Annotated in this window: 27 protein-coding genes; 13 read left to right on the top strand and 14 right to left on the bottom strand. The window is 69.1% G+C overall.

What is annotated here, in order from left to right; genetic code table 11:
* Positions 1-10 precede the first annotated feature (10 nt).
* The 4 genes from E3U26_RS05965 to E3U26_RS05980 all read right to left on the bottom strand — a co-directional run bounded on the left by E3U26_RS05965 (position 11) and on the right by E3U26_RS05980 (position 4,513).
* Positions 11-1,312 carry an MlaD family protein gene (locus E3U26_RS05965; protein WP_036759039.1) on the bottom strand — a complete coding sequence of 434 codons (1,302 nt, stop codon included), beginning with the start codon at positions 1,310-1,312 and terminating at the stop codon, positions 11-13.
* Between the two features lie 4 nt (positions 1,313-1,316).
* Positions 1,317-2,093, bottom strand: a complete 777-nt coding sequence (locus tag E3U26_RS05970) for an ABC transporter ATP-binding protein (protein ID WP_036759037.1) — start codon at positions 2,091-2,093, stop codon at positions 1,317-1,319.
* On the bottom strand, positions 2,090-3,184 hold the full coding sequence (locus E3U26_RS05975; protein WP_072461660.1) for an MlaE family ABC transporter permease: 1,095 nt from the start codon (positions 3,182-3,184) through the stop codon (positions 2,090-2,092). The genes E3U26_RS05970 and E3U26_RS05975 overlap by 4 nt, the downstream gene beginning before the upstream one ends.
* Before the next feature lie 411 nt (positions 3,185-3,595).
* Positions 3,596-4,513, bottom strand: coding sequence for a LysR family transcriptional regulator (locus tag E3U26_RS05980; protein ID WP_072461661.1), 918 nt, complete (start codon positions 4,511-4,513; stop codon positions 3,596-3,598).
* A gap of 90 nt (positions 4,514-4,603) precedes the next feature.
* Between E3U26_RS05980 and metF the strand changes: the two genes are divergently transcribed.
* Positions 4,604-5,467: a methylenetetrahydrofolate reductase [NAD(P)H] gene (metF, locus tag E3U26_RS05985; RefSeq protein ID WP_072461662.1), complete on the top strand. Its 864-nt coding sequence runs from the start codon at positions 4,604-4,606 to the stop codon at positions 5,465-5,467.
* A gap of 24 nt (positions 5,468-5,491) precedes the next feature.
* Here metF and E3U26_RS05990 read toward each other — a convergent pair whose 3' ends face one another.
* Together E3U26_RS05990 and E3U26_RS05995 are read right to left on the bottom strand one after the other, a co-directional pair.
* A complete protein-coding gene (locus E3U26_RS05990) occupies positions 5,492-6,577 on the bottom strand; it encodes a T6SS phospholipase effector Tle1-like catalytic domain-containing protein (protein WP_240540181.1) in 1,086 nt (361 codons plus the stop codon).
* 80 nt (positions 6,578-6,657) lie between these two features.
* Positions 6,658-7,815 (bottom strand): type III PLP-dependent enzyme, encoded by a 1,158-nt coding sequence (locus tag E3U26_RS05995; protein ID WP_499105726.1) that lies wholly within the window; start codon positions 7,813-7,815, stop codon positions 6,658-6,660.
* 140 nt (positions 7,816-7,955) lie between these two features.
* Here E3U26_RS05995 and E3U26_RS06000 point away from each other — a divergent pair, with 140 nt between their 5' ends.
* Positions 7,956-8,387 carry an Lrp/AsnC family transcriptional regulator gene (locus E3U26_RS06000; protein ID WP_024843560.1) on the top strand — a complete coding sequence of 144 codons (432 nt, stop codon included), beginning with the start codon at positions 7,956-7,958 and terminating at the stop codon, positions 8,385-8,387.
* On the opposite strand, the gene rsmD is transcribed toward E3U26_RS06000, so the two are convergent.
* Positions 8,354-8,950 carry an RsmD family RNA methyltransferase gene (gene rsmD, locus E3U26_RS06005; protein ID WP_499105727.1) on the bottom strand — a complete coding sequence of 199 codons (597 nt, stop codon included), beginning with the start codon at positions 8,948-8,950 and terminating at the stop codon, positions 8,354-8,356. The genes E3U26_RS06000 and rsmD overlap by 34 nt on opposite strands.
* Positions 8,947-10,143, bottom strand: coding sequence for an NAD(P)/FAD-dependent oxidoreductase (locus E3U26_RS06010; protein ID WP_499105728.1), 1,197 nt, complete (start codon positions 10,141-10,143; stop codon positions 8,947-8,949). Before E3U26_RS06010 ends, rsmD begins: the two co-directional genes overlap by 4 nt.
* Before the next feature lie 79 nt (positions 10,144-10,222).
* On the opposite strand from E3U26_RS06010, the gene E3U26_RS06015 reads away from it, so the two are divergent.
* The gene (locus E3U26_RS06015) at positions 10,223-10,705 is read left to right on the top strand and encodes a peroxiredoxin family protein (protein ID WP_072461665.1); all 483 of its coding nucleotides are present in this window, start codon (positions 10,223-10,225) and stop codon (positions 10,703-10,705) included.
* Here E3U26_RS06015 and E3U26_RS06020 read toward each other — a convergent pair.
* The gene (locus E3U26_RS06020) at positions 10,639-11,352 is read right to left on the bottom strand and encodes a winged helix-turn-helix transcriptional regulator (RefSeq protein WP_499105729.1); all 714 of its coding nucleotides are present in this window, start codon (positions 11,350-11,352) and stop codon (positions 10,639-10,641) included. The genes E3U26_RS06015 and E3U26_RS06020 overlap by 67 nt on opposite strands.
* 88 nt (positions 11,353-11,440) lie before the next feature.
* Here E3U26_RS06020 and E3U26_RS06025 point away from each other — a divergent pair, with 88 nt between their 5' ends.
* From E3U26_RS06025 to E3U26_RS06055, 7 genes are all read left to right on the top strand, one after another.
* Positions 11,441-11,797, top strand: a complete 357-nt coding sequence (locus tag E3U26_RS06025; protein WP_036759023.1) for a DUF1428 domain-containing protein — start codon at positions 11,441-11,443, stop codon at positions 11,795-11,797.
* An 11-nt stretch (positions 11,798-11,808) separates the two neighbouring features.
* Positions 11,809-12,597 carry a VOC family protein gene (locus E3U26_RS06030; RefSeq protein ID WP_499105730.1) on the top strand — a complete coding sequence of 263 codons (789 nt, stop codon included), beginning with the start codon at positions 11,809-11,811 and terminating at the stop codon, positions 12,595-12,597.
* Positions 12,594-13,229: a YceI family protein gene (locus E3U26_RS06035; RefSeq protein ID WP_116222032.1), complete on the top strand. Its 636-nt coding sequence runs from the start codon at positions 12,594-12,596 to the stop codon at positions 13,227-13,229. The genes E3U26_RS06030 and E3U26_RS06035 overlap by 4 nt, the downstream gene beginning before the upstream one ends.
* Before the next feature lie 3 nt (positions 13,230-13,232).
* Complete coding sequence (locus E3U26_RS06040; protein WP_499105732.1) at positions 13,233-13,865, top strand: glutathione S-transferase family protein; 633 nt, start codon at positions 13,233-13,235, stop codon at positions 13,863-13,865.
* Positions 13,865-14,524: a glutathione S-transferase family protein gene (locus tag E3U26_RS06045; RefSeq protein WP_499105733.1), complete on the top strand. Its 660-nt coding sequence runs from the start codon at positions 13,865-13,867 to the stop codon at positions 14,522-14,524. Before E3U26_RS06040 ends, E3U26_RS06045 begins: the two co-directional genes overlap by 1 nt.
* A 61-nt stretch (positions 14,525-14,585) precedes the next feature.
* On the top strand, positions 14,586-17,678 hold the full coding sequence (locus E3U26_RS06050) for a valine--tRNA ligase (RefSeq protein WP_499105734.1): 3,093 nt from the start codon (positions 14,586-14,588) through the stop codon (positions 17,676-17,678).
* A gap of 69 nt (positions 17,679-17,747) precedes the next feature.
* The gene (locus tag E3U26_RS06055; protein WP_036759010.1) at positions 17,748-18,071 is read left to right on the top strand and encodes a DnaJ family domain-containing protein; all 324 of its coding nucleotides are present in this window, start codon (positions 17,748-17,750) and stop codon (positions 18,069-18,071) included.
* On the opposite strand, the gene E3U26_RS06060 is transcribed toward E3U26_RS06055, so the two are convergent.
* Together E3U26_RS06060 and E3U26_RS06065 are read right to left on the bottom strand one after the other, a co-directional pair.
* The gene (locus E3U26_RS06060) at positions 18,068-18,730 is read right to left on the bottom strand and encodes a sirohydrochlorin chelatase (protein WP_499105735.1); all 663 of its coding nucleotides are present in this window, start codon (positions 18,728-18,730) and stop codon (positions 18,068-18,070) included. The genes E3U26_RS06055 and E3U26_RS06060 overlap by 4 nt on opposite strands.
* 16 nt (positions 18,731-18,746) lie before the next feature.
* Positions 18,747-19,310, bottom strand: coding sequence for a DUF4202 domain-containing protein (locus tag E3U26_RS06065; protein WP_036759070.1), 564 nt, complete (start codon positions 19,308-19,310; stop codon positions 18,747-18,749).
* Positions 19,311-19,399: 89 nt separating this feature from the next.
* Between E3U26_RS06065 and E3U26_RS06070 the strand changes: the two genes are divergently transcribed.
* The gene (locus tag E3U26_RS06070; RefSeq protein ID WP_036759006.1) at positions 19,400-19,909 is read left to right on the top strand and encodes an NnrU family protein; all 510 of its coding nucleotides are present in this window, start codon (positions 19,400-19,402) and stop codon (positions 19,907-19,909) included.
* Here the strand turns inward: E3U26_RS06070 and E3U26_RS06075 are convergent.
* Positions 19,893-20,909, bottom strand: coding sequence for an NAD(P)/FAD-dependent oxidoreductase (locus E3U26_RS06075; protein WP_036759004.1), 1,017 nt, complete (start codon positions 20,907-20,909; stop codon positions 19,893-19,895). The two genes, E3U26_RS06070 and E3U26_RS06075, sit on opposite strands and share 17 nt — an antisense overlap.
* A 47-nt stretch (positions 20,910-20,956) precedes the next feature.
* Between E3U26_RS06075 and mnmC2 the strand changes: the two genes are divergently transcribed.
* Positions 20,957-21,613, top strand: coding sequence for a tRNA (5-methylaminomethyl-2-thiouridine)(34)-methyltransferase MnmC2 (gene mnmC2 / locus E3U26_RS06080; protein WP_499105736.1), 657 nt, complete (start codon positions 20,957-20,959; stop codon positions 21,611-21,613).
* Here the strand turns inward: mnmC2 and E3U26_RS06085 are convergent.
* A complete protein-coding gene (locus tag E3U26_RS06085; RefSeq protein ID WP_499105737.1) occupies positions 21,610-22,326 on the bottom strand; it encodes a rhomboid family intramembrane serine protease in 717 nt (238 codons plus the stop codon). The genes mnmC2 and E3U26_RS06085 overlap by 4 nt on opposite strands.
* Positions 22,327-22,426: 100 nt before the next feature.
* Between E3U26_RS06085 and E3U26_RS06090 the strand changes: the two genes are divergently transcribed.
* Positions 22,427-23,695, top strand: a complete 1,269-nt coding sequence (locus tag E3U26_RS06090) for an aspartate aminotransferase family protein (RefSeq protein ID WP_499105738.1) — start codon at positions 22,427-22,429, stop codon at positions 23,693-23,695.
* Between the two features lie 284 nt (positions 23,696-23,979).
* On the opposite strand, the gene E3U26_RS06095 is transcribed toward E3U26_RS06090, so the two are convergent.
* A complete protein-coding gene (locus E3U26_RS06095) occupies positions 23,980-24,936 on the bottom strand; it encodes an acetyl-CoA carboxylase carboxyltransferase subunit alpha (RefSeq protein WP_036758998.1) in 957 nt (318 codons plus the stop codon).

The following is a 24,936-nucleotide window of genomic DNA, read 5'->3' on the forward strand; positions in this document are numbered from 1 at the left end:
GGCAGACCTCTCAGCGGCGGAACTCGGGCGCGCGCGGCCCCGAGAAGATTTGCGAGGGGTTGCGCCGCAACGCCGAGACCAGCTCGTTCAGATTGCCCACCAGCCCGCGCAGATCGGCGGCCATGCGGGTGAATTGCGGCAGCCCCTCGCGGGTGAAAGCCTGCACCGGGGCGCGGGCGCTGTCCAGCATCCCGCGCAGGCTGGCAAAGGCGGTCTCGGCGCTGTCGGCGGCATTGCGCAGCCGCTCGGTGATCTCGGGCAGGTCGGCGACCACGCGGTCGATGGCCTCGTTCGCCTTGCCCAGCGTCACGCGCAGGTCGGCCACCACCGGCTCCACATTGCTGTTGATGACCCGGTCGGCGCCGTCGAAGGCCCGCTCGGCCGAGGCCAGCGTGCGGCTTCCGACCTCCAGGGCCGCGTCCAGGTTGTCGAGGCTCTGGTCCGCGCGCCCGGCCAGCCGGGTCAGGTCGGATTGCAGCGTGGCGGCGGTCTGGTCCAGCCGCTGCGTCAGCGCCTTGAGGTCGCCCGCGACATAGGCGCGCACCTCGTCCAGCGTGGCGGTGCCCGAATCCAGCGCCGTGTCGACCTTGGCCGCGCTTTCGGTGAACTTGGCCAGCGCAGTGTCGGCATTGCCCAGCGTCGTCTCGGCCGCGGCGCTGAGCCCGTCCAGCCGCTCGCCGAAGGCCGAGATGTCGGATGCGGCCGAGGCGATGGAATCGGTGGCCGTGGTCACGTCAGCCAGCGCCTTGTCCAGGTTGGCGCTGGAGCGTTCCACATTGTCCAGGATGTTGCGCACCCGGCTTTGGTTTTCGTCGCCGAGAAGCTGGGTCAGCTGCTCTGCCACGGTGTTCAGCCGCGAAATCATCTCGGGGCCCTGGTCCGACAGCGTTTGCAGCGCCGAGCGGTTGGCGGCGATGACCGGGATCGAATCCGGGTCCACGTCGCGCAGCAGCGGCGAATCGGGCCGGCCCGAGGTGATCGCAACATTGGCGACGCCGGTGACGCCCTGGATCTCGATGGCGGCGCGGGAATCGGTGCGCACCGGCGTATCCTCGGCCACCTCGATGCGGACCCGGACCGCGCCGTTCACGCTTTGCGACAGCTGCATGTCCACCACCTTGCCGACGGAAAGCCCGGCGAAAAGCACCTCCGAGGATATGCCCAGGCCCGACACTTCCGGGAAATAGATGTCGTAATAGGCGAATTGCCGGTCCAGTTGCAGCTTGGCAAACCACATCAGGAACAGCAGCATCCCCAGGAAGCCGGCGATGGTGAAGGCTCCGATCAGGACGTAATTGGCCTTGGTCTCCATGGGCTTACTCCTTTGCGCGGCCGGTGGCCATGGCGGCGCGGGCGCGGGGCCCGTGGAAATACTCATGCACCCAGGGGTGATCGACCCGGAGCATTTCGGCCATGGTGCCGCTGACCAGCACCTTGTTTTCCGCCAGAACCGCGATGCGGTCGCAGCAGGCATGCAGCGTATCGAGGTCATGCGTGACCAGGAACACCGACAGGTCCAGCGCATCGCGCAACTCGACGATCAGGCGGTCGAAGGCATCGGCGCCGATCGGGTCCAGCCCCGCCGTCGGCTCGTCCAGGAACAGGATCTCGGGGTCCAGCGCCAGCGCGCGCGCCAGCCCTGCGCGCTTTCTCATGCCGCCCGACAGGTCCGAGGGGTATTTGTCATTGGCGCTCCACGGCAGCCCGGCCATCGAGACCTTGAGTTCCGCCAGTCCACGCCGCGCCTCGGGCGCAAGCCCCGGCACGGCGCGCAGCGGCACCTCGACATTCTCGCGCACGGTCAGCGAGGAAAACAGCGCGCCGCCCTGGAACATCACGCCCCAGCGCCGCTCCAGCGCCTCGCGCGCGGGGCCGGCCAGCGCGCCCACGTCCTGGCCAAAGACCCGCACCGTGCCGGCGGTGGGGCGGTTCAGCCCGACGATGGTGCGCAGCAGCACCGATTTCCCGGTGCCCGAGCCGCCGACCACGCCCAGGATCTCGCCCTGCCGCAGGTCGAGGTCCAGCCCGTCATGCACGACATGGCGGCCGAACTGGGTGCGCAGGCCCCGGACCTCGATGATATTGCCGCTCACAGCCCCACCTCGGAGAAGAAGATCGAGAACAGCGCATCGGCGACGATCACCGCGAAGATGGCGTTGACCACGGCGCGCGAGGTCTCGGCGCCCAGCGATTCCGCGTCCTTGCCCACCTTCATCCCGGCATGGCAGCCGATGACGCCGATGATCAGCGCAAAGACCGGCGCCTTGGACAGGCCGACGATGACATGGTCCACGCTGGTATCCGCCAGCAGCCGATAGCGGAACATCGAGGGCGAGATGCCCAGCTCGATCCAGGACATCAGCGCGCCGCCGACCAGCCCGGCGATATTGGCGATCAGCCCCAGGATCGGCAGGGTGATGATCAAGGCCAGCACGCGCGGCAGGATCAGCACCATGTCCGGGTCCAGCCCCAGCGTGCGCATGGCGTCGATTTCCTCGTTCATCTTCATCGAGCCGATCGAGGCGGTCAGCGCCGAGGCGGTGCGCCCGGCGACGATGATCGCCGTCAGCAGGATGCCCAGCTCGCGCAGAATGGAGATGGCGATCAGGTCGATGACAAAGACCTCGGCCCCGAACTGGCGCAATTGCACCGCGCCCTGAAAGGCCAGCACGATGCCGATCAGAAAGGACATCAGCGCCACGATGGGCACGGCGCGCAAGCCCGTCTCCTGGCAGTGATACACCAATGAGGTGAAACGGAAATCGCCCGGATGCCGGATGCCGCGCGCCAGGGCGGCCAGGAAGCGGCCCAGGTATTCCGCGATCTCGCGCAGGAACAGCAGCGCCGCGGCCATGCGCCGCCCGGTCTGTTCCAGCATCCGCCGCCAGCCGGCGGGCGCGGCGGTTTCGGCATCGGGCTGCGGCAGCGCCTGGCGCACGGTGTCGAGCAGCCGGGCCTGCGCCCCGGTCAGCCCGTCCAGCTGCGCGCCTTGGCGTTCGCGCCCGACCAGATACCAGGCGGCGGCGGTGTCGATGCGCGTCAGCCCCGACAGTTCCAGCCGATGCGCCGCGCCGGCCTCGGGCGGCAGCTGGCCCAGCGTCCAGACCGTGAACTCGCCCGCCAGCAGCAAGGCGCCGTCCGAAACCGCGGCGCTGAGCTTGGGATCTGCGGGAAGGCTGGCCATGACGGTCCCGTTCGCAAAGGGTGAGTGGGATTCATCCAGCGATTGCGCGGGTTTGTCAAATCCGCAGGACCGTTCCGGCCCAGGGCTGTGGCCGATCCGTCCCGGCCCAGGCGACGCAGCCGCCGGAAAAGGAAAATTTAACCAAGGTTCCCAAATTGTACATATTGACTAGAACACACGCTCTGGTTTAGTTGGGCGCATTCCGTTTTCTTCGCGCGGGCGGCGGTGCCGCACCGGGCGGGCCGGGGCGAAACGCGCTGCGGGCCGTGGGGTCCATAGGGCGTGGCCGGCCAGGAAAATCGCTTGCGGCATCGCCCGCGGCCCCTGCGGCCAGGGCCATGCCGGGGAAGGCTCCTCGGGATCCGGCTGAACGAGTGTCATTTTGACCATGATCCCGAGGACGGCCACCCCCTAGCCCTGCGCCAGGGCGCGCATCATCCTGACCGGCTCGGTCCGGGCCAGGCGCAGCACATGCGCCATATAGGGCTGTTGCAGATCCTCGGTCCGCAGCGCGGCGTAAAGCCGGCGCAGCATGCCCTGGCGACCCAGCGGCAGCAGCGCCAGTTCGGGATTGCCGGCCTGGGCGCGCAGCACCCAGTCGGGCATCACCGCCACCCCGCGCCCCGAGGCGATCAGCATCAGCGCGATGGCGGTCTGCTCGACCTGGCGGACCTGGGCGGGCTCGACCCCGGCCGGGTCGAGGAATTGCGAAAACACGTCCAGCCGCGCCCGCTCCATCGGATAGGTGATCAGCGTCTCGCCCGCCAAATCGGCCGGCTCGGCATAGCCCTTGGCGGCCAGCGGATGGCTGGCGGCAACCACCATGGTCGGCGCATAATCGAAGAGCGGCTGGAAGGTGATGCCCGAAATCTCATCGGGATCGGACGAGATCACCATGTCCACCTGCCCCCGCTGCAAGGCGGGCAGCGCCTTCAGCGCCAGGCTGGAGCGGATGTCCAGATCGACCTCGGGCCAGGCACGGCGGAACTGGTCCAGCACCGGCAACAGCCAGTCGAAGCAATGGTGGCATTCCATCGCCATATGCAGCCGGCCGGCGCGGCCCAGTTCGACGGCGCGGAACTCGGCCTCGGCCGCGTCGATCAGCGGCAAGACCTGCTCGGCCGTGCGCAAGAGCCGCATCCCCGCCGCCGACAGCCGCAGGGGCTTGGTCTTGCGCAGGAACAGCTCGACCCCCGCCTGCTCTTCCAGCGCCTTGATCTGGTGCGACAACGCCGATTGCGTCAGGTTCAGCACCTCGGCGGCGCGGGCAAGGCCGCCCTGTTCATGAATGGCGCGCAGGCTGCGCAGGTGGCGAAGTTCAAGGTGCATCTTGACTGAAACTCATGACGATCTTGAGGATTATGAATTTGTCTCACGTCGCGCGGCATGTCACAAGACCTGCGACAAAAGGATGGCACCATGACGACACCCGCGATCAGCTTCGAGTTCTTCCCGCCCCGGAACCTGGACCAGTCGTTCCGGCTGTGGGAGACGGCGCGCGCGCTGGCGCCGCTGGGGCCGGATTTCGTCTCGGTCACTTATGGCGCGGGCGGCACCACCCGGCAATTGACGCATGAGGCGGTGACGGCGCTGGCCAGCCATTACGGGCTGAACGTCGCCGCGCACCTGACCTGCGTCGATGCCACGCGCGAGGAGACGCTGCAGATCGTCCAGGACTACGCCGCCGCCGGCGTGCATGAGATCGTGGCGCTGCGCGGCGACGCGCCGCAGGGGCAGGACCGCTTTACCCCCCACCCCGAGGGTTTCGCCAATTCGGTCGAGCTGATCGAGGCCATCGCCGCGCGCGGCGACATGACCATCCGCTGCGGCGCCTATCCCGAGCCGCATCCCGAAAGCCCCGACACCGCCGCCGACGTGGCCTGGCTCAAGCGCAAGGTCGATGCCGGCGCGACATCGGCGATGACGCAGTTCTTCTTTGACGCCGAGACCTATTTCCGCTTTCGCGACGCCTGCCGCGCGGCGGGGATCGAGGCGCCGATCATCCCCGGCATCCTGCCGATCCAAAGCTGGGCCGGCACCCGCCGCTTTGCCGAACGCTGCGGCACCTCGGTCCCGCAATGGGCCGAGGACGCCTTTGCCGCCGCCGGCAAGGAGGGCGAGGCGCAGCTGGCGCTGGATGTCTGCGTCAAGCTGTGCGAGCGGCTGGTCGAAGGCGGCGTGGACAAGCTGCATTTCTATACGCTGAACAAGCCCGAGCTGGTGCTGAAGGTCTGCGCCGCGCTGGGAATCGAGCCCAAGGGCGAATTTTCGCGCGTGGCCTGAACCGGCAGCGGCGCCCCCGCGGCATCAGCCATCCGGCCCCTGTCCCGCAGGCGTGGCGATTTCCGGCTGCGGCACAGTCGCCGGCCGGGCCGGCGCTTCGGGAAGCCGCGGCCTTGCCCTGACCAGCCGGCGATGCGGACGCGGCGGCGCGGCATCGGCCAGCGCCCCGGCCAGCAGCGCCGGGCCGGTATAGGGGTGCGGCACGGAAGGATGCAGCATCTCGGACGGGTCCGCCCCGGCCAGGCGCGGCGCGCGCGCCAGGAAGGCCTTGCCCCAGTTGCGCCACGACCCGACCGAGGGCGCGGTGGCGTCGCAGTCGAAATGCCCGCGCCAGCCCTGGGGCAGCGGCAGGCCAAAGGCCTCGGCCCGCGACATCATCCAGACCAGCGGGATATTGGCCAGCGGCCGGGCATATTCCAGCCCGGACAGCTGGCCGCCCACATCCGGGTGGCAGCCGCGGAACCACATCTGCTCGATCCGGCCGGGGGCCGAGGCGCTGTCCCAGATCAGCGGCTGGAAGGCGGCCCGCGTCTCGTCCAGGGCCAGCGCCTGCACGCCATGCTCGACCTCGGCGCCCAGATGCGCGTCGTGAAAGCGAAAGCGCGGCTCGGTCAGCATCCACAGCAGCGGCAGCCGGATCCCCAGCGCCATCACCGTGTCGAAAACCCCGATCATGCGGATCGGCACGACCGGGTGGCAAAGCGCGGGGTCCAGCCGGCCGACCAGCCGGTCGCGGCCCTGGCGGTAAAGCTGCCAGGCCTGCTGCACGTTGCGGCGCGAGGCATGGGCATGGGTCAGCAGCCCGACCCGCCCGATCATGCCGGCAAGCGAGCGCGCGGCAAAGGCGCCGCGGGAATAGCCAAAGAAGAACAGCGGATTGCCCGGCCGCCATTCGCGGGCAAGCCAGGCATAGGCGTCGCAGATATGCCGTTCCAGCGCCGAGCCCATGGCCAGTTCCGGCAATGTGCGCCAGGCATCCCATTGCTGGCCGGGCGCATAATGCACCCCAAGCGGCGCCGGCAACGCCCCGCATTCGCCCGACAGCAGGGCATGGATGCGGGCGATGGACGACCTTCGCCCCTCGGTCAGCGAGGCGAAGGTGCCGTCCATCAGGACGACCTGGCATATCGGCGGGCGGGACGATTCCATCGTCCGACGCTAGCATGGAAACGCAAAGCGTCGATTAATCCCTATTCAAGCGCGTTCACGGTCAGGTGTGCCATCAGCCCGAACCCGTTGAAGCGGGTATTGGTGACGGTCGAATAGGCGCCCGCGCCGTGGAAGACGATATAGTCGCCCTCCTGGATATCGGCCGGCAGGGGCAGCTCACCCGGCAGCCGGTCCACCGAATCGCAGGTCGGGCCGAAGATCACCCGCGGCATCGGCTCGTCCTCGCGCGGGGTGCCCTCGGGCGTCAGCACCTGCAGCCGGTCGAGGTTGCCGACGATGGGCAGTTCGAACAGCCCGCCATAGACGCCGTCGTTCAGGAAGACGTTCTGGCCGTCGCGCACCGCCTTGACGCGGGCGATCAGCGCGAAGGCATCGGCGCATAGCCCGCGCCCCGGCTCGCAGACCAGCTGCGGCGCGTCAGCGCCGAAGGCTTCGTCGGTCACGCGCCGGATCAGGCCGAAGATCGCGGTCAGGTCCGGCTCGACCCCGGTCACGCGATGCGAGGGGAAGCCGCCGCCCACGTTCAGCCGCCGCGCCCGGACGCCGGCCATGGCGCAGATCTCGGCCGCGGTGGTGATATAGCTTTCCCAGGCATGCGGATCGACGCATTGCGTCCCCGGATGGAAGGTCAGCGAGGGGATATAGCCGCGATCCGACACCGCGCGCAGCAACTCCGCCGCCAGTTCCGGCGAGGCGCCGAACTTCGAGCCGAAGTCATAGGCCGCGCCCAGCACCGGCAGCTTGAAACGGGGCGAGATCTCGCAGCCCTCGGGGGCCACGCGGGCGAAAAGCTTGTCCAGCTCCGAACGGCTGTCCACCGACCAGGACTTGATCCCGGCCTCGACGGCATGGGCGATCTCGGCCTGCGAGCGCACGGGGTTGTGGTAATGGCGCGCCGCATCGGGGGCCAGCCGGCCGATCAGGTCGATCTCGTAGGGCGAGGCCACGTCGAAGCCCTTGATCCCGGCGGCGGAAAGCGTGCGGATCACCGCCTCGTCCGGGTTCGACTTGACCGCATAGGTGACGAGGCCGGGAAAGCCCTGCAGGAACCGCTGGGCGGTGGCGCGCAGGACCGAGGGGGCAAAGACCATGACCGGATTTTCCGGCGCCAGCCTACGGATGATCTCGGCGGGATTGTTCCAGACGGTCTTGGGGCCGCGGCCCTCGGTCAGTCCCATCGGCATGTCCTTCCTGTGCGCGTGTGGGGGTGGAAACAAGTCTGCGCCCTATGGGTTCCGATTGCTGCAATGAAAAGGGTGGAAATGGGCCGCGGCTTCGTTAATATGCCGAAAGCTTCGGCAGATCGACAGGTGGGCGGGTGGACGAACTTGATCGCGGGATTCTGGCCCATCTGGCGCAGGATGCACGCATGTCCGTAGCGGTTCTGGCGCGGCGGCTCAAGGTGGCGCGCTCAACCGTGCAGGCGCGGCTGGAGCGGCTGGAAACATCGGGCGCCATCGCGGGTTACACGCTGCGGCTGGGCGATTCCGCGCGCGAGCATCGCATCCGCGCCACCTGCCTGCTGACCATCGAGCCGCGCGCCCAGGCGGCGATCCTGGCCCGGCTGCGCAGCCTGCCCGAGGTCGAGCGCATCCATACCACCAGCGGCCGCGTCGATCTTTTGCTGCAACTGGCCGCCATATCGACCAGCCAGCTTGACGATGTGCTGGACCAGATCGGCGGTTTGACCGGCGTCCGCTCCAGCGAGAGCCTGATTCACCTGTCCACCAAGCTGGATCGCGCCGCCTGATCGTGTCCCCTGCGCAACAATGTGACAATCGTGTCGCCATATTTGCGCTGGTCGATCTGCTCCAACCCCGCGACCGGGCCGAGCGGGGCCGATTCCTCCCAGACCACCACGCCGCCCGGTGCGATCCAGCCGCCGGCCAGCGCCGATTCCAGCGCCCGCTCGCCCAGCCCCTGGCCATAGGGCGGGTCCAGGAAGACCAGCCCATAGGGCGCGCCGCGGTTCTCGCCCAGCCGGGTCGCGTCGCGGCGCCAGACATCGGTCGCGCCCATGGCGCGGGCCTTGTCGATATTGGCGCGCAAAAGCGCCCGCGCCGCCACGCCGTCATCGACGAAGGCCACGCGGGCGGCGCCGCGGGACAGCGCCTCGAGCCCCAGCGCGCCGGTGCCGGCGAACAGGTCCAGCACCCGCGCGCCGGGGATCGGATTGCCATGCGTGCCGTTGATGAGCAGGTTGAAGATCGATTCGCGCACCCGGTCGGTGGTCGGGCGCAAATGCGCCGCCGGATCGCCCGCGCCGACCTCGGCCAGTTTCAGCCCGCGCAGGGTGCCGCCGACGATTCTCATGCCATCAGCGCCTTCAGCTCGGCCGCCTCGGCCACCGCCTCGGGCTCGGGCGAGCGGCCGGCCTCGATCAGCCGCTTGCCGATCATATAAGCGCGGGCATCGTTCAGCGCATCCACCGCGATCAGCCGGCCGCCCCTGAAATACCAGACCGAGCCGCCATTCGCCGCCGGCCGCGTCACCACCCGGTCGTAACCCAGGTTCAGCCCGGCGATCTGCAGTTTCGCGTCGAACTGGTCCGACCAGAACCAGGGCTTGGGCACATAGGGGGCATCGGCGCCCAGCATGTTCGCCGCCACCGCCTCGGCCATGTCGATGGCATTGCCAACGCTTTCCAGCCGCAGCCGGCCGTCCGAAGTAGGGAAACTGGCGCAATCCCCCGCCGCCCAGATCGCCGGGTCCGAGGTGCGGCCAAGCGCATCGGTGGCGATGCCGTTGTCGATGGCCAGCCCGGCGGCCTCGGCCAGCGCGGTTTCCGGCGCGATGCCGATGCCGCAGATCACCAGGTCGGCCGGCAGGCGGCGGCCGTCCGTCAGCTCGACCCCATCCGCGGCATCCGAGCCGGTGATGCGGGCGATGCCGGTGCCCTCGACGATCTCGACGCCATGGGCGCGGTGCAGGGCGCGGATCATCTCCGCGGTCTCGGGCGCGGCGACGCGGCCCAGGATGCGCGGCGCGGCCTCGACCAGCGTGACTGCCAGCCCCAGCTTGCGGGCCACGGCCGCGGCCTCCAGCCCGATATAGCCGCCGCCGATCACCACCAGCCGCCGCCCGGCGACCAGCGCCGGCTGGACGCCCGCGATGTCGGCCAGGTTCCTGACCACATGCACGCCCGGCAATTCGCCGCCCATCGCGGCCGGCAGGCGGCGCGGCGCCGCGCCCAGCGTCAGGGCAAGCTGGTCATAGGGATATTCGCCGCGCCCCGTCGCCACCATGCGGCGGTCGCGGTCGATGCGCGTGGCGCGCTCGCCCAGGTGCAGGGCAATGCCCTGTTCCTGCCACCAGTCCGGTGCGCGCAACGTCAGCCGGTCCAGCCCCATCTCGCCCAAAAGGTAGGCCTTGGACAGCGGCGGGCGCTGATAGGGCGGCGCGGGCTCGTCGCCGATGACCACGATGCCGCCCCGATGCCCCAGCCCGCGCAGCTTCGCCGCCAGAGAGGCCGCCGCCTGCCCCGCGCCAAGGATCACGATGTTCATTCTTCGCCCTCGCTGGTTTGCCCGCGGCGCAGAGCCTATAGTCGCGCCCGGAACGATGCAATTGACGGAGGAACCGCGCATGTCCATCGCAAAAGGCGACAAGCTGCCCGAAGGCAAGCTGCTGAAACTGGGCGCCAACGGCCCCGAGGAAGTGGCCGCCGCCGACCTGGCCCAGGGCCTGGTGGCGATCTTTGCCGTGCCCGGCGCCTATACGCCGACCTGCACCAACGCCCATATGCCCAGCTTCGTGAAGAATGCCGGCAATTTCCGCGACAAGGGCGTCTCGCGCCTGGTCTGCATCACGGTGAACGACCCCTTCGTCGCCGGGAAATGGGCCGCGGATACCGGCGCCGCCGATGCCGGAATCGAGGTGCTGGCCGATGCCGACGGCAGCTTCACCAAGGCGCTGGGGCTGAACATCCAGGGCGCGGGCTGGATCAACGGCCGCTCGAAACGCTATGCCATGCTGGTCAACGACGGCACCATCGAAGAGCTTCAGGTCGAAGAGGCGCCCAGCGCCTGCTCGGTCTCGTCGGGCGAATCGCTGCTGGACCTGGTCTGAGGCTCCAGGCGGAACAGCGCCGTGAACTGCTGCGCGGCGCTGCGGTCGCCGCGCAGCGCCACCAGCCCGGCCGAGGCCAGCACCGCCGGCCCCGGCCCATAGACCGCCGCCGCCAGCGCATTGCCCGAACCCTCCAGCACGAAATCCGCCTCGGGCGCACGCACCGCCCGCACCTGCGGCGCACCTTGCGCGGAAAGCGTGACCTCGAACCCCTCCTTGCCCGAGACGAAGCCCGCGCGCAGCGGTGATCCGGCGGCAGCCGCCTGGTCCACCGTGGCCGCGATCGAGATCATCAGCGCGGAAATGCTGATGAATTTCCGCGGGTCGTGCCCCGGCATCAGCAGCGCCCAGCGGCACAGCTCGCGCAGCACCGGATGCAGCGCCCGGCCGGCATCGGTCAGCGCATAAAACCCCAGCACGTCGTCATGCGCCACCACCCCCGCCTGCACCAGCTGGGTCAGGCGCTGGGTCAGCACGCTGGCCGTGACGCCCGGCAGCCCGGCGCGGATCATCTGGAAGCGCTTGGGCGCAAACATCAATTCGCGCACCACCAGAAGCGCCCAGCGGTCGCCGATGAAATTCAGCGCATGGGCGCCAAGGCACCCTTCTTCATAGCGCAGTCGCGAGATCTTGCCGGTATCAGTCATGTTTGGATATTAACAGTTGCTTTTTCATACTGCAACTGCCAGCCTGCGACTCATTGGCGCATCTCGCGCCCGATGAGGAGGAAGAGAGATGACCTACTACTCCGGTTTCCTGCTGGCGGTTCCGACCGCGAACAAGCAGAAATACATCGACATGGCCAATGCGGCCTGGCCCATGTTCAAGCGCTATGGCGCGCTGCGCATGGTCGAGGCCTGGGGCGTGGACGTGCCCCGCGGCAAGGTGAACGACTTCTACATGTCCACCCAGGCCAAGGACGACGAGACCGTGGTGTTCTCGTGGATCGAATGGCCCGACAAGGCGACCTCGGACGCGGCGCAGGAAAAGATGACCTCCGACCCCGAGATGCAGGCGCCGCCCGAGATGCCCTTCGACGGCATGCGCATGATGTGGGGCGGGTTCGAGCCCATCGTGGACGTGAAAGCCTGACGGAGGGAACGATGTATCACGGCAAACCCTGCTGGTTCGAGCTGTCCACTACCAAGGGCGGGCTAGACGCGGCCGAGACCTTCTACGGCAAGGTCCTCGGCTGGACCACCGCCGATTCCGGGATGGAGGGCTTTACCTATCACCTCGCCAGTCACGGCGACGACATGGTCGCCGGGCTGATGGAGATGCCGGACGACTGCGCCGGTGTCCCGCCCTTCTGGATGATCTATTTCGACGTGGACGATGCCGATGCCACCGCGGCCAAGGTCAAGACCCTGGGCGGCAAGGTGTTCCGCGAGCCGGCCGACATTCCCGGCACCGGGCGCTTTGCCGTCCTCACCGACCCGCAGGGCGCGACTTTCGGCATCCTGCAACCGGCGCCGATGGACCCGCAGCCCCCGGTCGAATCCGGGGCCTGGAACCAAAGCAAGGAAGGCCACGGCAACTGGATCGAGCTGATGTCCACCGATCCCGCCGCGGGCTTCGACTTCTATGCCGAGCTGTTCGGCTGGACCAAGTCCACCGCCATGGACATGGGCGAGATGGGCACCTACCAGCTGTTTTCCTGGCAGGGCGGCGACATCGGCGGCATGATGGGCCTGGGCGAGGCGCCGGTGCCTTGCTGGCTGGCCTATTTCGGCGTGAACGGCGTCGATGCCGCCATCGCCCGCATCCGCGAGGGCGGCGGCGAGGTTCTGCACGGCCCGATCGAGGTGCCGGGCTCGGCCTTCATCGCGGTGGCGCGCGACCCGCAGGGCGCGCATTTCGCCGTGGTCGGGCCCAAGGACGAAACGCCATGATCCGCGCATCCCTGATCGCGCTTGCCCTCTGGGCCGCACCCGCTGCGGCCCAGGAGGTGACGCCGGACAGCATCCCGCGCGGCCAGCAGGACTATCACGCCGCGGCCGCCGGGGCCTATCGGCTGGACCCGGCGCATTCGGCGGTGCAGGCCCGCGTGCCGCATATGGGCTTTTCGGTCAGCGTGTTCCGCTTTGGCGCGGTCTCGGGCCGGCTCGACTGGAACCCGGACGACCCGGCGCAAAGCCGGCTCGAGGCCGAGGTCGAGATCGCCTCGATCATGACCCCGGTCGCGGGCTTTGCCGAGATCCTGACCGGACCGGACTATCTGGACGGCGCGGCGAACCCCACCGCGCGCTTCACCGCCGACAGTTTCGCGGCGGAAAGCCCGACCGAGGGCAAGGTTTCGGGCCAGCTGACGCTGCTGGGCCAGACCCGGCCCGCCACATTCGACGTGACCCTGATCGGCGCCGGCAAGGGCTATACCGGCGACGAATCCGGCAATCCGATCATCCGCGACCTGATCGGCATCCATGCCCGGACCCAGATCGACCCGCAGGCGCATGGCATGAACGAATTCTTCACCGATCCGATCACCATCGAAATCGACGCCGAGTTCGCCCGGCAGGAGTAAGCCATGACCTTCGCCATCACCACCTATGACTGGGTGCCGCCCTTTGCCGTGGGCTATGTCCGCGACCTGCGCATCCGCTGGGCCTGCGAGGAAGCCGGCCTGCCCTATCGGATCGAAACCACCAGCGTGCGCGAAAAGACCGCGCAGCATTTCGCCCGCCAGCCCTTTGGCCAGGTGCCGATCCTGCGCGACGGCGATCTGTCGCTGTTCGAAAGCGGCGCGATCCTGCTTTACCTGGGCGAGCGCGCCGAGACGCTGATGCCGCGCGACGCCGCCGCGCGGGCCGAGACGCAGCAATGGCTGATCGCCGCGCTCAACACGCTGGAACCCCCGGTGATGGCCATGGCTCTGGCGCGGATCTTCGACCAGGACGCACGGGCCGAGGAACTGGCCCTGCCGCGCCTGCGCGAACGCCTGGCCCAACTGGTGCCGGTGCTGGAGAGGCGGGATTTCATCGCCGCCGGCCGCTTCACCATCGCCGACATATTGCTGGCCGACGTGCTGCGCCTCGTCGACAGCCTGGGCGAGCTTGCCGCCTATCCGGTGCTGGCGGCCTATGTGAACCGCATCACCGCCCGCCCGGCCTTCCAGCGCGCCCATGCCGCACAGGTCGCGCATTTCGCGCAGGCCGCGTGATGCTGACGCTCTATGGCCACCCGCTGTCCTCCTATACACAGAAGGTGCTGATCGCGCTTCACGAACTGGGGACGGATTTCGAGTTTTGCCACATCGACCTGGGTGACGAAAGCGACCGGGCGCTGATGCGCTCGGTCGAACCCATGGGCCGGATGCCGGCGCTGCGCGAGGGCGATCTGGTGCTGTCGCAAAGCTCGCTGATGATCGAATGGCTGGACCGGCATCATTCCGGGCCGCAGCGGCTCTTGGACCCGGACCCCGATGCCTCGCTGCCGGCGCGGCAATGGGATCGCTTCCTGGATTTCCAAGTCATGCAGATGATGCAGCAGATCGTCGATGCCCGCATCTTCATGGCCGAGGGGGCCGAGGAACGGGTCGCGCCCTTTGCCCGCGGCAAGCTGGACCTGGCCTATGCCGCGCTGGACCGCCAGCTTGACGGCCGCGACTGGATCGCCGGCCGCTTCGGCCTGGCCGATTGCGCGGCCTTTCCGGCACTGTTCTATGCCGGCGCCATTCATCCCTTTGCGGATCATCCGCGCCTGACCGCGTATTTCGAACGGCTGGTGGCGCGACCCTCGGTCCAGCGGGTGATCGAGGGCGCGCGGCCCTATTACGGCTGGTTCCCGTTCAAGGACGGGATTGCGGCGCGGTTTCTCTAGCGCCTCTTGGCCTTTCGCCGTGGTTTCGCTATCCCCTTGGGCAATTCAAGGGGTAAGCGACATGGCCATGGACAAGAATTTCGACGCCGGGACCGCCGAGGCGCGGATCGCGCGGGAATGGGCGGCAAGCAATGCCTTCGCCGCGGGCGCCAATGCGAAGCCGGGGGCGGAAAGCTTCTCGGTGGTGATCCCGCCCCCGAACGTGACCGGCAGCCTGCATATCGGCCACGCGCTGAACAACACCTTGCAGGACATCCTGGTGCGCTGGCACCGGATGCGCGGCTTCGACACGCTGTGGCAGCCCGGCCAGGACCATGCCGGCATCGCCACGCAGATGGTCGTGGAACGCCGCATGGCCGAGCGGCAGGAACCGAACCGCCGCGAGATCGGGCGCGAGGCCTTCCTGCAAAAGGTCTGGGCCTGGAAGCAGGAATCCGGCCATACCATCATCGAGCAACTGAAGCGCCTGGGCGCATCCTGCGACTGGTCGCGCAACGCCTTCACCATGTCCGGCGCCCCCGGCGCGCCCGAGGGCGAGGAAGGCAATTTCCACGATGCCGTCATCAAGGTCTTCGTGGACATGCACGACAAGGGCCTGATCTATCGCGGCAAGCGGCTGGTCAACTGGGATCCGCATTTCGAGACGGCGATTTCCGACCTGGAAGTCGAGAACCGCGAGGTTCCCGGCCATATGTGGCATTTCAAGTATCCGCTGGCCGGCGGCGAGACCTATGAATACGTGGAACGCGACGCCGACGGCAACGTCACCCTGCGCGAGACCCGCGACTATATCTCCATCGCCACCACCCGGCCCGAAACCATGCTGGGCGACGGCGCGGTCGCGGTCCACCCGGACGATGCGCGCTATGCCCCCATCGTCGGCAAGCTTTGCGAGATCCCGGTCGGGCTCAAGGAACACCGCCGCCTGATCCCGATCATCACCGACGAATATCCCGACCCGGATTTCGGCTCGGGCGCGGTCAAGATCACCGGGGCGCATGACTTCAACGACTATGCCGTGGCCATGCGCGCGGGCATCCCGCTTTACGTGCTGATGGACGGCAAGGGGCGGATGCGCGACGACGGCCTCGGCTACGAGGAAAGCGCCGAGATCGCCACCCGCGCCGCGCGGGGCGAGGACGTGGGCGACGTCTCGAACGTGAACCTGGTGCCGGAGGAGCTGCGCGGCCTCGACCGCTACGAGGCGCGGGCCCGGGTGGTCGAGGCGATCACCGGCGAAGGGCTGGCCGTCACCTATCTGCACAAGTCCATCGACAAGGAAACCGGCGCCGAGCATCTGGAACGCCGCGCCCTGGTGGACAGCAAGCCGATCATGCAGCCCTTTGGCGACCGCTCGGGCGTGGTGATCGAGCCGATGCTGACCGACCAGTGGTTCGTGGACACCGCCAGGATCGTCGGCCCGGCGCTGGAGGCGGTGCGCTCGGGCCAGACCCGCATCCTGCCCGAGCAGCATGAAAAGGTCTATTTCCACTGGCTGGAGAACATCGAGCCCTGGACCATCAGCCGCCAGCTGTGGTGGGGCCACCAGATCCCGGTCTGGTATGGGCTCGACCTGCGGCTGGAGGGCCAGGTCGAGGACGACCATGACGGCGTGCTGGACGAGGTCGAGATCTTTGCCCTGCTGGAAGAGGGCCTGGTCCATCGCGACGAGATCCACCATGCCGCGTCGAGCTTTGCCGAGGTGGTCGAGAAGTTCCGCGATTCCACCGCCGAACTGCCGGTGCCGCTGGAGATGGCACGCGTGGTCGAGGTCGCGGACCGCGAGGCCGCCATCGACGCCTTTGCCCAGGGGCTGGCCGATTACAACCTGACGCAGGATCCGACGAAGCTGGTCTATCCGGTCTGGCGCGACGCGGATGTGCTGGATACCTGGTTTTCCTCGGGGCTGTGGCCCATCGGCACGTTGGGCTGGCCCGAGGACACGGCCGAGCTGCGCCGCTATTTCCCGACCGACGTGCTGGTGACGGGCTTCGACATCATCTTCTTCTGGGTCGCCCGGATGATGATGATGCAGCTGGCCGTGGTCGGGCAGGTGCCGTTCCGCACCGTCTATGTCCACGGGCTGGTGCGCGACGAAAAGGGCGCCAAGATGTCGAAGTCGAAAGGCAACGTCATCGACCCGCTGACCCTGATCGACGAATACGGCGCCGACGCGCTGCGCTTTACCCTGACCAGCATGGCCGCCATGGGCCGCGACCCCAAGCTGGGGCCGAAGCATGTCGAGGCGAACCGCAATTTCGTCACCAAGATCTGGAACGCCACCCGCTTTGCCGAGATGAACGGCGTTCGCGGCGGCGGTGCGCGGCCCCAGCCCCGGCACGTGGTGAACCGCTGGATCATCGGCGAGGTCGCCCGCATCCGGCAGGCCACCGACGAGGCGCTGGCCGGCTTCCGCTTCAACGACGCGGCCTCGGGGCTTTACGCCTTCGTCTGGGGCAAGGTCTGCGACTGGTATGTCGAGTTCTCCAAGCCCCTGTTCGACGGCGAGTATCGCGAGGAAACACAGGCCACCATGGGCTGGGTGCTGGACCAGTGCTACACCCTGCTGCACCCGATCATGCCCTTCGTCACCGAGGAGCTGTGGTCCTTGACCGGGGATCGCCAGCGGATGCTGGTGCATGGCGACTGGCCCGCCTATGGCGCCGAGCTGATCGACGCCGAGGCCGACCGGCAGATGAACTGGGTGATCTCGCTGATCGAGGCCATCCGCTCGGCCCGCGCCCAGATCGGCGTGCCGGCCGGCGCCCGCCCCGACCTGATCGTGACCGAGGCCGACGATGCGGCGCGGGCGGCGCTGGCCGCCAACGCCCCGCTGATCGAGCGGCTGGCGCGGGTGAACGCGCCCGTCGAGGGCGTCATGGGACCGGGCATGATCTCGGTCGCGGCGCTGGGGGCGAGCTTTGCCCTGCCGGTGGGCGCGATGATCGACGTCGGCGCCGAGACCGCGCGGCTGGAAAAGGCCGCCGCCAAGGCCGAGAAGGACGCCTCGGGCCTGCGCGGGCGGCTGGCCAATCCGCGCTTTGTCGAGAATGCCGAGCCGGAGGTGATCGAGGAGACGCGCGAGAAGCTCGCCGCGCTCGAGGACGACCTGGCCCGCATCCGCGCGGCGCTGGCGCAGCTGGCGGCGATGTAAGCCCCCGGCCCTTGCGCCGTGCCGGTGGCTCGGTCGCATGGGTATTGGGGAAACGGAAAGGCGGGCGGGATGCGCTGGCTGGAACGGATTGCCGAACGGATGATGCTGAAGGCCCGGGCCGAGGGCAAGCTTTCGGGCCTGGAGGGCGAGGGCAAGCCCTTGCCGCAGCGGCATGAGCCCGAAACGGGCGAGGCCATCGGCTTTCGGATCATGGCCGAGGCCGGTGTCCTGCCCGAAGAGATCGTGCTGAAGAAGCGTATCGACGCCGAGCGCACGGCGCTGGCCGGGGTCCCGGAAGGGGCCGAGCGCGATGCGGCGCTGGCGCGAATCGCCGATCTGGAGATGCGCCGCGCCATCGCCATCGAGGCGCGGCGGCGGTTCATGAAGAGCTAAAGCGCGCGGCCGATGGCCCTGGCGATCATCGCCGGAACCTCGGGGGCGAGGCCGACGGGGGGCAGGAGGAGGCCCTGGAAGCCCGTTTGGGCAAGCGCCGCGGGCAGGTCGTCTGTGACGTGATCGGCCTGGGTGGCAAAGAGCGGCAGGCAGATCGCCTGCGCGGGCAGGCCGCGGGCGGCCTCGGCGATATGGGGCGCTTCCTCGATGAAGCCGCAGGTCGCGGCGGCGGCGTGCGGGGCGAGGCTTGCCGCGATCTGCCGTGCGGCCTCGGACGGCGCGCGCGAGCGGCCGGAGCCATGGGCGGCGACCAGCACATGGGTTTCGGCCAGCCGCCAGCCCTGCGCCTCGGCCGCCCCGGCGACCTGGGCGAGGCAGAGCGCGGGCAGGCCGGGATCGCTGCCGAAGGGCGGCAGGATGCGGGCCTGCGCCGCACCGGCCAGCGCCAGCCGGCGCGGCAGTTCGCTGCGGGTGAACCAGCCCGTCGCCATGAACAGCGGATAGATCAGCGTCTCGTCATCCGCCCGGTCCAGCGCGCCGGGCATGGCCAGCGTCGCGCCCCGGACCTGCGCACCGGGGACATGGATGCGGGCGGCCAGCGCCTCGATGGCCTGTTGCTGCGGGGCGGGGTCGCCGGGCTGGCCATGGGCAACGATCAAGACCTGGGGCGGCACCCTATGCACGGAAGGCGGCGGCGAAGGGCTCGGGGATGGCGAATTCCTCCAGCGCGCGGGCGCGGGCCATGGCGGACATCTTGCGCGCGGTCTTTTCCACGATGCGCTGCAGTTCCTCGGCGTCGCGCCCCTCGGCGAAGGGGCCCATGTACCAGCGGATGAAGGTGAAGCAGGCCACGTCCTCCAGCGCCTGCACCGCGCCGTCGCGCTTGATGCCCTGCTTGGTCAGCATCTTTTCGGCCGCCGCGACGTCTTCGTCGCCATAGCCGGCCTCGCGCATGATGCCGGCGATGCGGGCGGCGTGGCGGCGGCCCTGTTCGGTGCGCCAGGCCAGGTAGCCGGCGCGGTCCATCGGATAGGCGTCGCGCGGCAGTTGCCAGCGCTCGACATGCTGGCCGCGGCAGGCGATGCGCAGCGGTTCCGAGGCGTCGGGATAAAGCGCCTGCTGCTCGGCCGTCATGCGCTGGCCGTAGAGCAGCGCCTCGGGCTGGCCGTCGGGGCTGAGATGCGGATCGGCGGCATTGGCCTTGTCGATGGCGTCGAAGGCTTTCTGAAGGCGGGTCATGCGGTCCTCTTTTTTGCGCCATCATGCCGCAGGAACGCGCGGCGTCAACGCGGATTGCCGTCCCGCGGGCGCAAGGCTAGGCTTCCGGCATGGAATGGGGCGAATTCGCATTGGCGCTGGCGGCCTTCCTGGGCTCGCATGTCATACCGGCGCGGCTGCGCGGGCCGCTGGTCGCGCGGCTGGGCAAGCGCGCCTATGTCGCCGGCTACAGCCTGCTGTCGCTGGCGCTGCTTTACTGGCTGATCCTGGCCGCGGGCCGGGCGCCCTTTGTCGAGATCTGGCCGCAGCAGCCCTGGATGCGCTGGCTGGTCAACCTGGTCATGCCGGTTGCGGTGCTGGCGGCGACCCTGGGCGGCATGGCCGGGCTGATGGCCGGCTTTACCCTGTGGGGCGCGGTGCATCTGGTCGCGAACGGCGATTTGGCGCATGTCATCCTGTTCGGGCTGTTGCTGGCCTATGCGCTGTTCGGCCTGGCGATCAGCTTGCGGCGGGGCGCGTCGCTGCGCCTGACCTGGCCGCGCCTGGCCCTGGCAGCGCTGGCCTGGGCGGCGCTGCTTTACCTGCACCTGCCGGTGATCGGCGTCAGCCCCCTGCCCTGAGCTTGGGCCAGAAGCCCGGCGGGATGCGGTCGCGGCCCTCGAGCATCAGGTCGGCCAGCATCGCGGCAATGGCCGGCGCCATCGCCAGGCCGATCTTGAAGCCGCCATTGGCAACGTAATGGCCGGGCCGCCCCGGCCATGGCCCGACCAGCGGCGCCCGCGACCGGGCACGGGGCCGGATGCCGGCCCAGCGGTCGATCACCGGGGCATCCGCCAGGGCCGGGCACAGCACGCGGGCCTTGTCGATCACCGCCTCGAGCTGTTCGTCCGTCCGCCGGTCCAGCACGTCGCGTTCGGTGGTCGAGCCGATCGCCACCGTCCCGTCGGCATGGGGAATGACATGGATGCCGTCGGCAAAGACCTGCGGGGCATCGGCCATGTCCAGCGCCAGCAGGGCCGACTGGCCCTTGACGCCGTTGCCGCCAAAGGGTGCCAGCCCCGCCGCCCCGGTCGCCCAGATCGCCGGGGCATCGGGGGCGGCCTGCCCCTCGACGATCTCGCCGCCCTGGGCGCGAATCGCGGCGGCCAGCGCCGCGCCGGCCCGGCGCGGGCTGATCCGGGCGGTCAGCCGGTCCACAAGCCACAGCCCCGAGGGCGAGACCGGGACCAGCGCCGCCTGCGGCCGTTCGGTCAGTTCCATCCCCGCCCATTGCGGCCAATGGGCGCGGGCGGCCCTGATCCGCTCGGCCATGCGTGCCTCGGCGCCTGGGGCCACGGGCTGGATGCGGCCGGTGCGGGCATAGCCGGGATCGACGCCGCCCGCGGCCCCGACCTCGGCCCACCAATCCGTGGCCGCGACCAGCGCGTCCAGCTGCACCTGCTTCTTGTCGTTCCAGTTCTCGGGCGCATGCGGCGCCAACGCGCCCACATGCCCGCCCGAGGCGCCGGCGCCGATCCGATCCGCCTCGAACAGCCGCACCTTGCGGCCGCGCCGCGTCAGTTCCCAGGCGCAGGCCAGGCCGAAGATCCCGCCGCCCGCCACCGTGATTTCGCTTGCCATCCGGTCCCTTTCGCCGCATCTGCCGCTGCAAAGAGGAGTTAGCGCGAATGCAGCCGTCCGACCAGAGCAGCGCCGATCTGGACTGGCGCGAGGGCGCGATCCCCGTCTCGCGCCGCTTCGACGATCCCTATTTCAGCCTGAACGGCGGGCTCGACGAGACGCGCCACGTCTTCCTGGCCGGCAACGACCTGCCGGCTCGGTTGCGGCCGGGCTTTCACGTGGCCGAGCTGGGCTTCGGCACCGGGCTGAACCTGCTGGCGCTGGCCCAGGTCGCCACCGTGCCGATCCGCTTCACCAGCTTCGAGGCCTTCCCGATGAGCAGGGGCGAACTGGCCCGCGCCCATGCCGCCTTTCCCGAACTGGAGCCGCTGGCGCACCAGCTGCGCGACAATTGGCCGCAGCCGCGTTTCACCCTGGGCACCGTCGCGGCCGAGATCATCCGCGCCGATGCCCGCGACGCGCTGCCGCGCTGGCAGGGCCGCGCCGATGCCTGGTTCCTCGACGGCTTCTCGCCCGCGCGGAACCCCGAGCTTTGGGGCGAGGCGCTGATGGCCGAGGTGGCGGCCCATACTGCGCCGGGCGGCACCTTCGCCACCTATACCGCGGCGGGCCATGTGCGCCGGGCGCTGGCGGCGGCGGGCTTCGCGGTCAGCCGCGCCCCCGGCTTCGCCGGCAAGCGCCACATGAGCCGCGGCCAGCTCTAGCGCCGCACCCGCGGGATGCGCGAGGGGGCATAGGTCGGTGCATGCGGCGGCCGGCCATGGGTGCGCCGCCAGAAGTCCGGCCCGCCCCGGCGCAAAAAGACCGGCACCGCCAGCACGATCCCGGCCAGGAAACCGGCAGCATGGGCGACATAGGCCACGCCGTCGTCGACCATGCTGGCACTGGCCAAGAGCTGGATGCCGAACCAGGCCAGCAGCAGCACCCAGGCCGGGATGGTGAAGCGGCGGATGATGACGATGATGATGGCGATCACGTCGACGCGGGCGCGCGGGAACATCAGCAGGTATCCCCCCATCACCCCGGCGATGGCGCCCGAGGCGCCGACCATGGGAATGTCGTCCATCGGAACCGCGGCGATCTGCGCCCCCGCCGCGGCAAGCCCGCAGGCCAGGTAGAAGACCAGGAAGCCCAAGCCGCCCATCTGGTCCTCGAGGTTGTCGCCAAAGACCCACAGGAATAGCATGTTGCCGGCAAGATGCAGGATCCCGGCATGCAGGAACATATGCGTGGCCAGCCCCCACAGCCATTCGCCATGGGCGATGGCGACCGGGTAAAGCGCCAGCCGGTGCCACAGCCCGACCTGCCCGCCCGCCCAGGGCATGGTGATCAGGAACATCGCCACGTTCAGCAGGATCAGCGCATGGGTGACATAGGGCGTGCGCGCCGAGGGGTTATGGTCGCGGATCGGGAACATGGCCACAGCCTGAAGCATCGCATGGGTGCGCGCAAGCGGGCCTGTTCGGATCGCCGGGCCGCGTATAGCATCACCTGCGAATCGCATCGAGGAGGGGCCGATGACCAGCCTGACCGACCGCAGGAACGCCGCCATCTCGCGCGGGGTGGGCATGACCACGCAGGTCTATGCCGAGCGCGCCGAGAATGCCGAGATCTGGGACAAGGACGGCAATCGCTATATCGACTTCGCCGCCGGCATCGCCGTGGTCAATACCGGCCACCGCCACCCGCGGGTGGTCGAGGCGGTGAAGGCGCAGCTCGACCGCTTCACCCATACCTGCCACCAGGTCGTGCCCTATGAAAACTACGTCGCCCTGGCCGAGCGGCTGAACGCGCTCGTCCCCGGCGAGGGGCCAAGGAAGACCGCCTTCTACACCACCGGCGCCGAGGCGGTCGAGAACGCGGTCAAGATCGCCCGCCACCACACCGGCCGCGCCGGCGTCATCGCCTTTGCCGGCGGCTTCCATGGCCGCACCTTCCTGGGCATGTCGCTGACCGGCAAGGTCCAGCCCTACAAGGCCGGGTTCGGGCCGATGATGAACGACATCTGGCACCTGCCCTTCCCGAACGAACTGCACGGCGTCACGGCCGAGGACGCGCTGGCCGCGCTCGACCGGCTGTTCAAGGCCGACATCGACCCCTCGCGCGTCGCCGCCATCATCGTCGAGCCGGCGCAGGGCGAGGGCGGCTTCTACGAAGCGCCGCCGGGCTTCATCCAGCGCCTGCGCCAGATCTGCGACCAGTATTCCATCCTGCTCATCGCCGACGAGGTGCAGACCGGCTTCGCCCGCACCGGCAAGCTGTTCGCGATGGAGCATCACGGCGTCGCCGCCGACCTGACCTGCATGGCCAAGGGGCTGGGCGGCGGACTGCCGATCAGCGCCGTCACCGGCCGCGCCGACGTCATGGACAGCCCGGCGCCGGGCGGCCTGGGCGGCACCTATGCCGGCAACCCGCTGGCGGTCGCCGCCGCCCATGCCGTGCTGGACGTGATCGCGGACGAGGGGCTTTGCGACCGCGCCACCCGCCTCGGCCAGCGGCTCAAGCAGCGCCTGGCCGGGATCGCCGAGACCGTGCCCGAGATCGTGGACATCCGCGGCCCCGGCTTCATGAACGCGGTCGAGTTCAACATCGCCGGCACCGACAGGCCCAGCCCGGATTTCGCCAACCGCGTCCGGGAAGAGGCGCTGGCGCGCAAGCTGATCCTGCTGACCTGCGGTGTCCATGGCAATGTGATCCGCTTCCTCGCGCCGCTGACCATCCCCGACGCGGTCTTCGACGAGGCGCTGGACATTCTCGAGGCATCCATCCAGGCCGCCCGCGGCTGATTGCGCGCTTTCACCGTTTCGCAAATACTCCCGCGGCCGCGCCCAGGGGCAGCGGCGGCTGGGTATTTGGAAAACGGAAAGAACCGCCCCGCAAACCGCGGCGCGCCTGGTGCTTCTTCGTTGTCCAAATACCCATGCGGCGGCGCCAGCGGGCACTGCCGCATGGGTATTTGGACAACAGAGAAGATGCGAAGGTTCGGCACCGGATCATGACGAGCCGGACCGGGGAGGCGTCGTACGCCTGTTTTCGTTTTTCGACTAGCCGACCAGAAGGCGGCGGGCGTTCAGGCCAGCGCCTTCGAGCCCATGGCCAGGAATTTCTGCCGCCGGTCGCGGATCAGCTCGGCGGGCTTCCGGCCGGACAGCTCGCCCAGCATGGCCGCGATCGCCTCTCCCACCGCCGCGACCGCCTCGGCGGGGGCGCGCTGCGCACCGCCCATGGGTTCGGCGATGATGCGGTCAATCACCTCGAGCTTCTTCAGATCCTGCGCCGTCAGCTTCAGCGCATGCGCCGCCTCGCGCATCTTCTCGGCATCCTTCCACAGGATCGAGGCGCAGCCCTCGGGCGAGATCACCGAATAGATCGAATGCTCCAGCATGGCGATGCGGTTCGCCGTGGCAAAGGCCACCGCCCCGCCCGAGCCGCCCTCGCCGATGATGACCGAAACCAGCGGCACGCCGATCTGCAGGCATTTCTCGGTCGAGCGGGCGATGGCCTCGGACTGCCCGCGTTCCTCGGCGCCCTTGCCGGGATAGGCGCCGGGGGTGTCGACCAGCGTGATCACCGGCAGGCGGAAGCGGTCGGCGACATCCATCAGCCGGATCGCCTTGCGATAGCCCTCGGGGCGGGCCATGCCGAAATTGTGAAAGATGCGCGACTTGGTGTCATTGCCCTTTTCATGGCCGATGACGACGCAGGGCTGGTCCTTGAACCGCGCCAGCCCGCCCATGACCGCGTGATCCTCGCCAAAGGCGCGGTCGCCGGCCAAGGGTGTGTATTCGGTGAAAAGCGCCTCAATGTAGTCGCGGCAATGCGGCCGTTCGGGGTGGCGGGCGACCTGCGTCTTGCGCCAGGGATCGAGCTGCCGGTAGAGGTCGCGCAGCATCTCCTCGGCCTTGCGGTCCAGGGCCGCCGCCTCCTTTTCCAGATCGACGCCCTCGCCCTTTCGGGCCAGCGCCCGCAGTTCCTCGGCCTTGCCTTCAAGATCGGCAAGGGGCTTTTCGAACTCCAGGTAAGTCAT

Source organism: Paracoccus ferrooxidans (assembly GCF_029909815.1).
Classification (GTDB): Bacteria; Pseudomonadota; Alphaproteobacteria; order Rhodobacterales; family Rhodobacteraceae; genus Paracoccus; species Paracoccus versutus.

Bases quoted from the DNA above. Each gene is read 5' to 3' on its own strand.
- E3U26_RS05995 (WP_499105726.1), bottom strand. From the start codon at position 7,815: ATGGGACTGACCGAGGGCCGCGGCCCCAAGACCGTCTGGAACAATCCC.
- E3U26_RS06025 (WP_036759023.1), top strand. From the start codon at position 11,441: ATGACCTACTACTCCGGTTTCCTGCTGGCGGTTCCGACCGCGAACAAG.
- E3U26_RS06030 (WP_499105730.1), top strand. From the start codon at position 11,809: ATGTATCACGGCAAACCCTGCTGGTTCGAGCTGTCCACTACCAAGGGC.
- E3U26_RS06090 (WP_499105738.1), top strand. From the start codon at position 22,427: ATGACCAGCCTGACCGACCGCAGGAACGCCGCCATCTCGCGCGGGGTG.
- E3U26_RS06055 (WP_036759010.1), top strand. From the start codon at position 17,748: ATGCGCTGGCTGGAACGGATTGCCGAACGGATGATGCTGAAGGCCCGG.
- E3U26_RS06070 (WP_036759006.1), top strand. From the start codon at position 19,400: ATGGAATGGGGCGAATTCGCATTGGCGCTGGCGGCCTTCCTGGGCTCG.
- E3U26_RS06075 (WP_036759004.1), bottom strand. From the start codon at position 20,909: ATGGCAAGCGAAATCACGGTGGCGGGCGGCGGGATCTTCGGCCTGGCC.
- rsmD (WP_499105727.1), bottom strand. From the start codon at position 8,950: ATGAGAATCGTCGGCGGCACCCTGCGCGGGCTGAAACTGGCCGAGGTC.
- E3U26_RS06045 (WP_499105733.1), top strand. From the start codon at position 13,865: ATGCTGACGCTCTATGGCCACCCGCTGTCCTCCTATACACAGAAGGTG.
- E3U26_RS05990 (WP_240540181.1), bottom strand. From the start codon at position 6,577: ATGGACGGCACCTTCGCCTCGCTGACCGAGGGGCGAAGGTCGTCCATC.
- metF (WP_072461662.1), top strand. From the start codon at position 4,604: ATGACGACACCCGCGATCAGCTTCGAGTTCTTCCCGCCCCGGAACCTG.
- E3U26_RS06065 (WP_036759070.1), bottom strand. From the start codon at position 19,310: ATGACCCGCCTTCAGAAAGCCTTCGACGCCATCGACAAGGCCAATGCC.
- E3U26_RS06035 (WP_116222032.1), top strand. From the start codon at position 12,594: ATGATCCGCGCATCCCTGATCGCGCTTGCCCTCTGGGCCGCACCCGCT.
- E3U26_RS05980 (WP_072461661.1), bottom strand. From the start codon at position 4,513: ATGCACCTTGAACTTCGCCACCTGCGCAGCCTGCGCGCCATTCATGAA.
- E3U26_RS06040 (WP_499105732.1), top strand. From the start codon at position 13,233: ATGACCTTCGCCATCACCACCTATGACTGGGTGCCGCCCTTTGCCGTG.
- E3U26_RS05975 (WP_072461660.1), bottom strand. From the start codon at position 3,184: ATGGCCAGCCTTCCCGCAGATCCCAAGCTCAGCGCCGCGGTTTCGGAC.
- E3U26_RS06085 (WP_499105737.1), bottom strand. From the start codon at position 22,326: ATGTTCCCGATCCGCGACCATAACCCCTCGGCGCGCACGCCCTATGTC.
- E3U26_RS06050 (WP_499105734.1), top strand. From the start codon at position 14,586: ATGGCCATGGACAAGAATTTCGACGCCGGGACCGCCGAGGCGCGGATC.
- E3U26_RS06015 (WP_072461665.1), top strand. From the start codon at position 10,223: ATGTCCATCGCAAAAGGCGACAAGCTGCCCGAAGGCAAGCTGCTGAAA.
- E3U26_RS06010 (WP_499105728.1), bottom strand. From the start codon at position 10,143: ATGAACATCGTGATCCTTGGCGCGGGGCAGGCGGCGGCCTCTCTGGCG.
- mnmC2 (WP_499105736.1), top strand. From the start codon at position 20,957: ATGCAGCCGTCCGACCAGAGCAGCGCCGATCTGGACTGGCGCGAGGGC.
- E3U26_RS06095 (WP_036758998.1), bottom strand. From the start codon at position 24,936: ATGACTTACCTGGAGTTCGAAAAGCCCCTTGCCGATCTTGAAGGCAAG.
- E3U26_RS06020 (WP_499105729.1), bottom strand. From the start codon at position 11,352: ATGACTGATACCGGCAAGATCTCGCGACTGCGCTATGAAGAAGGGTGC.
- E3U26_RS05965 (WP_036759039.1), bottom strand. From the start codon at position 1,312: ATGGAGACCAAGGCCAATTACGTCCTGATCGGAGCCTTCACCATCGCC.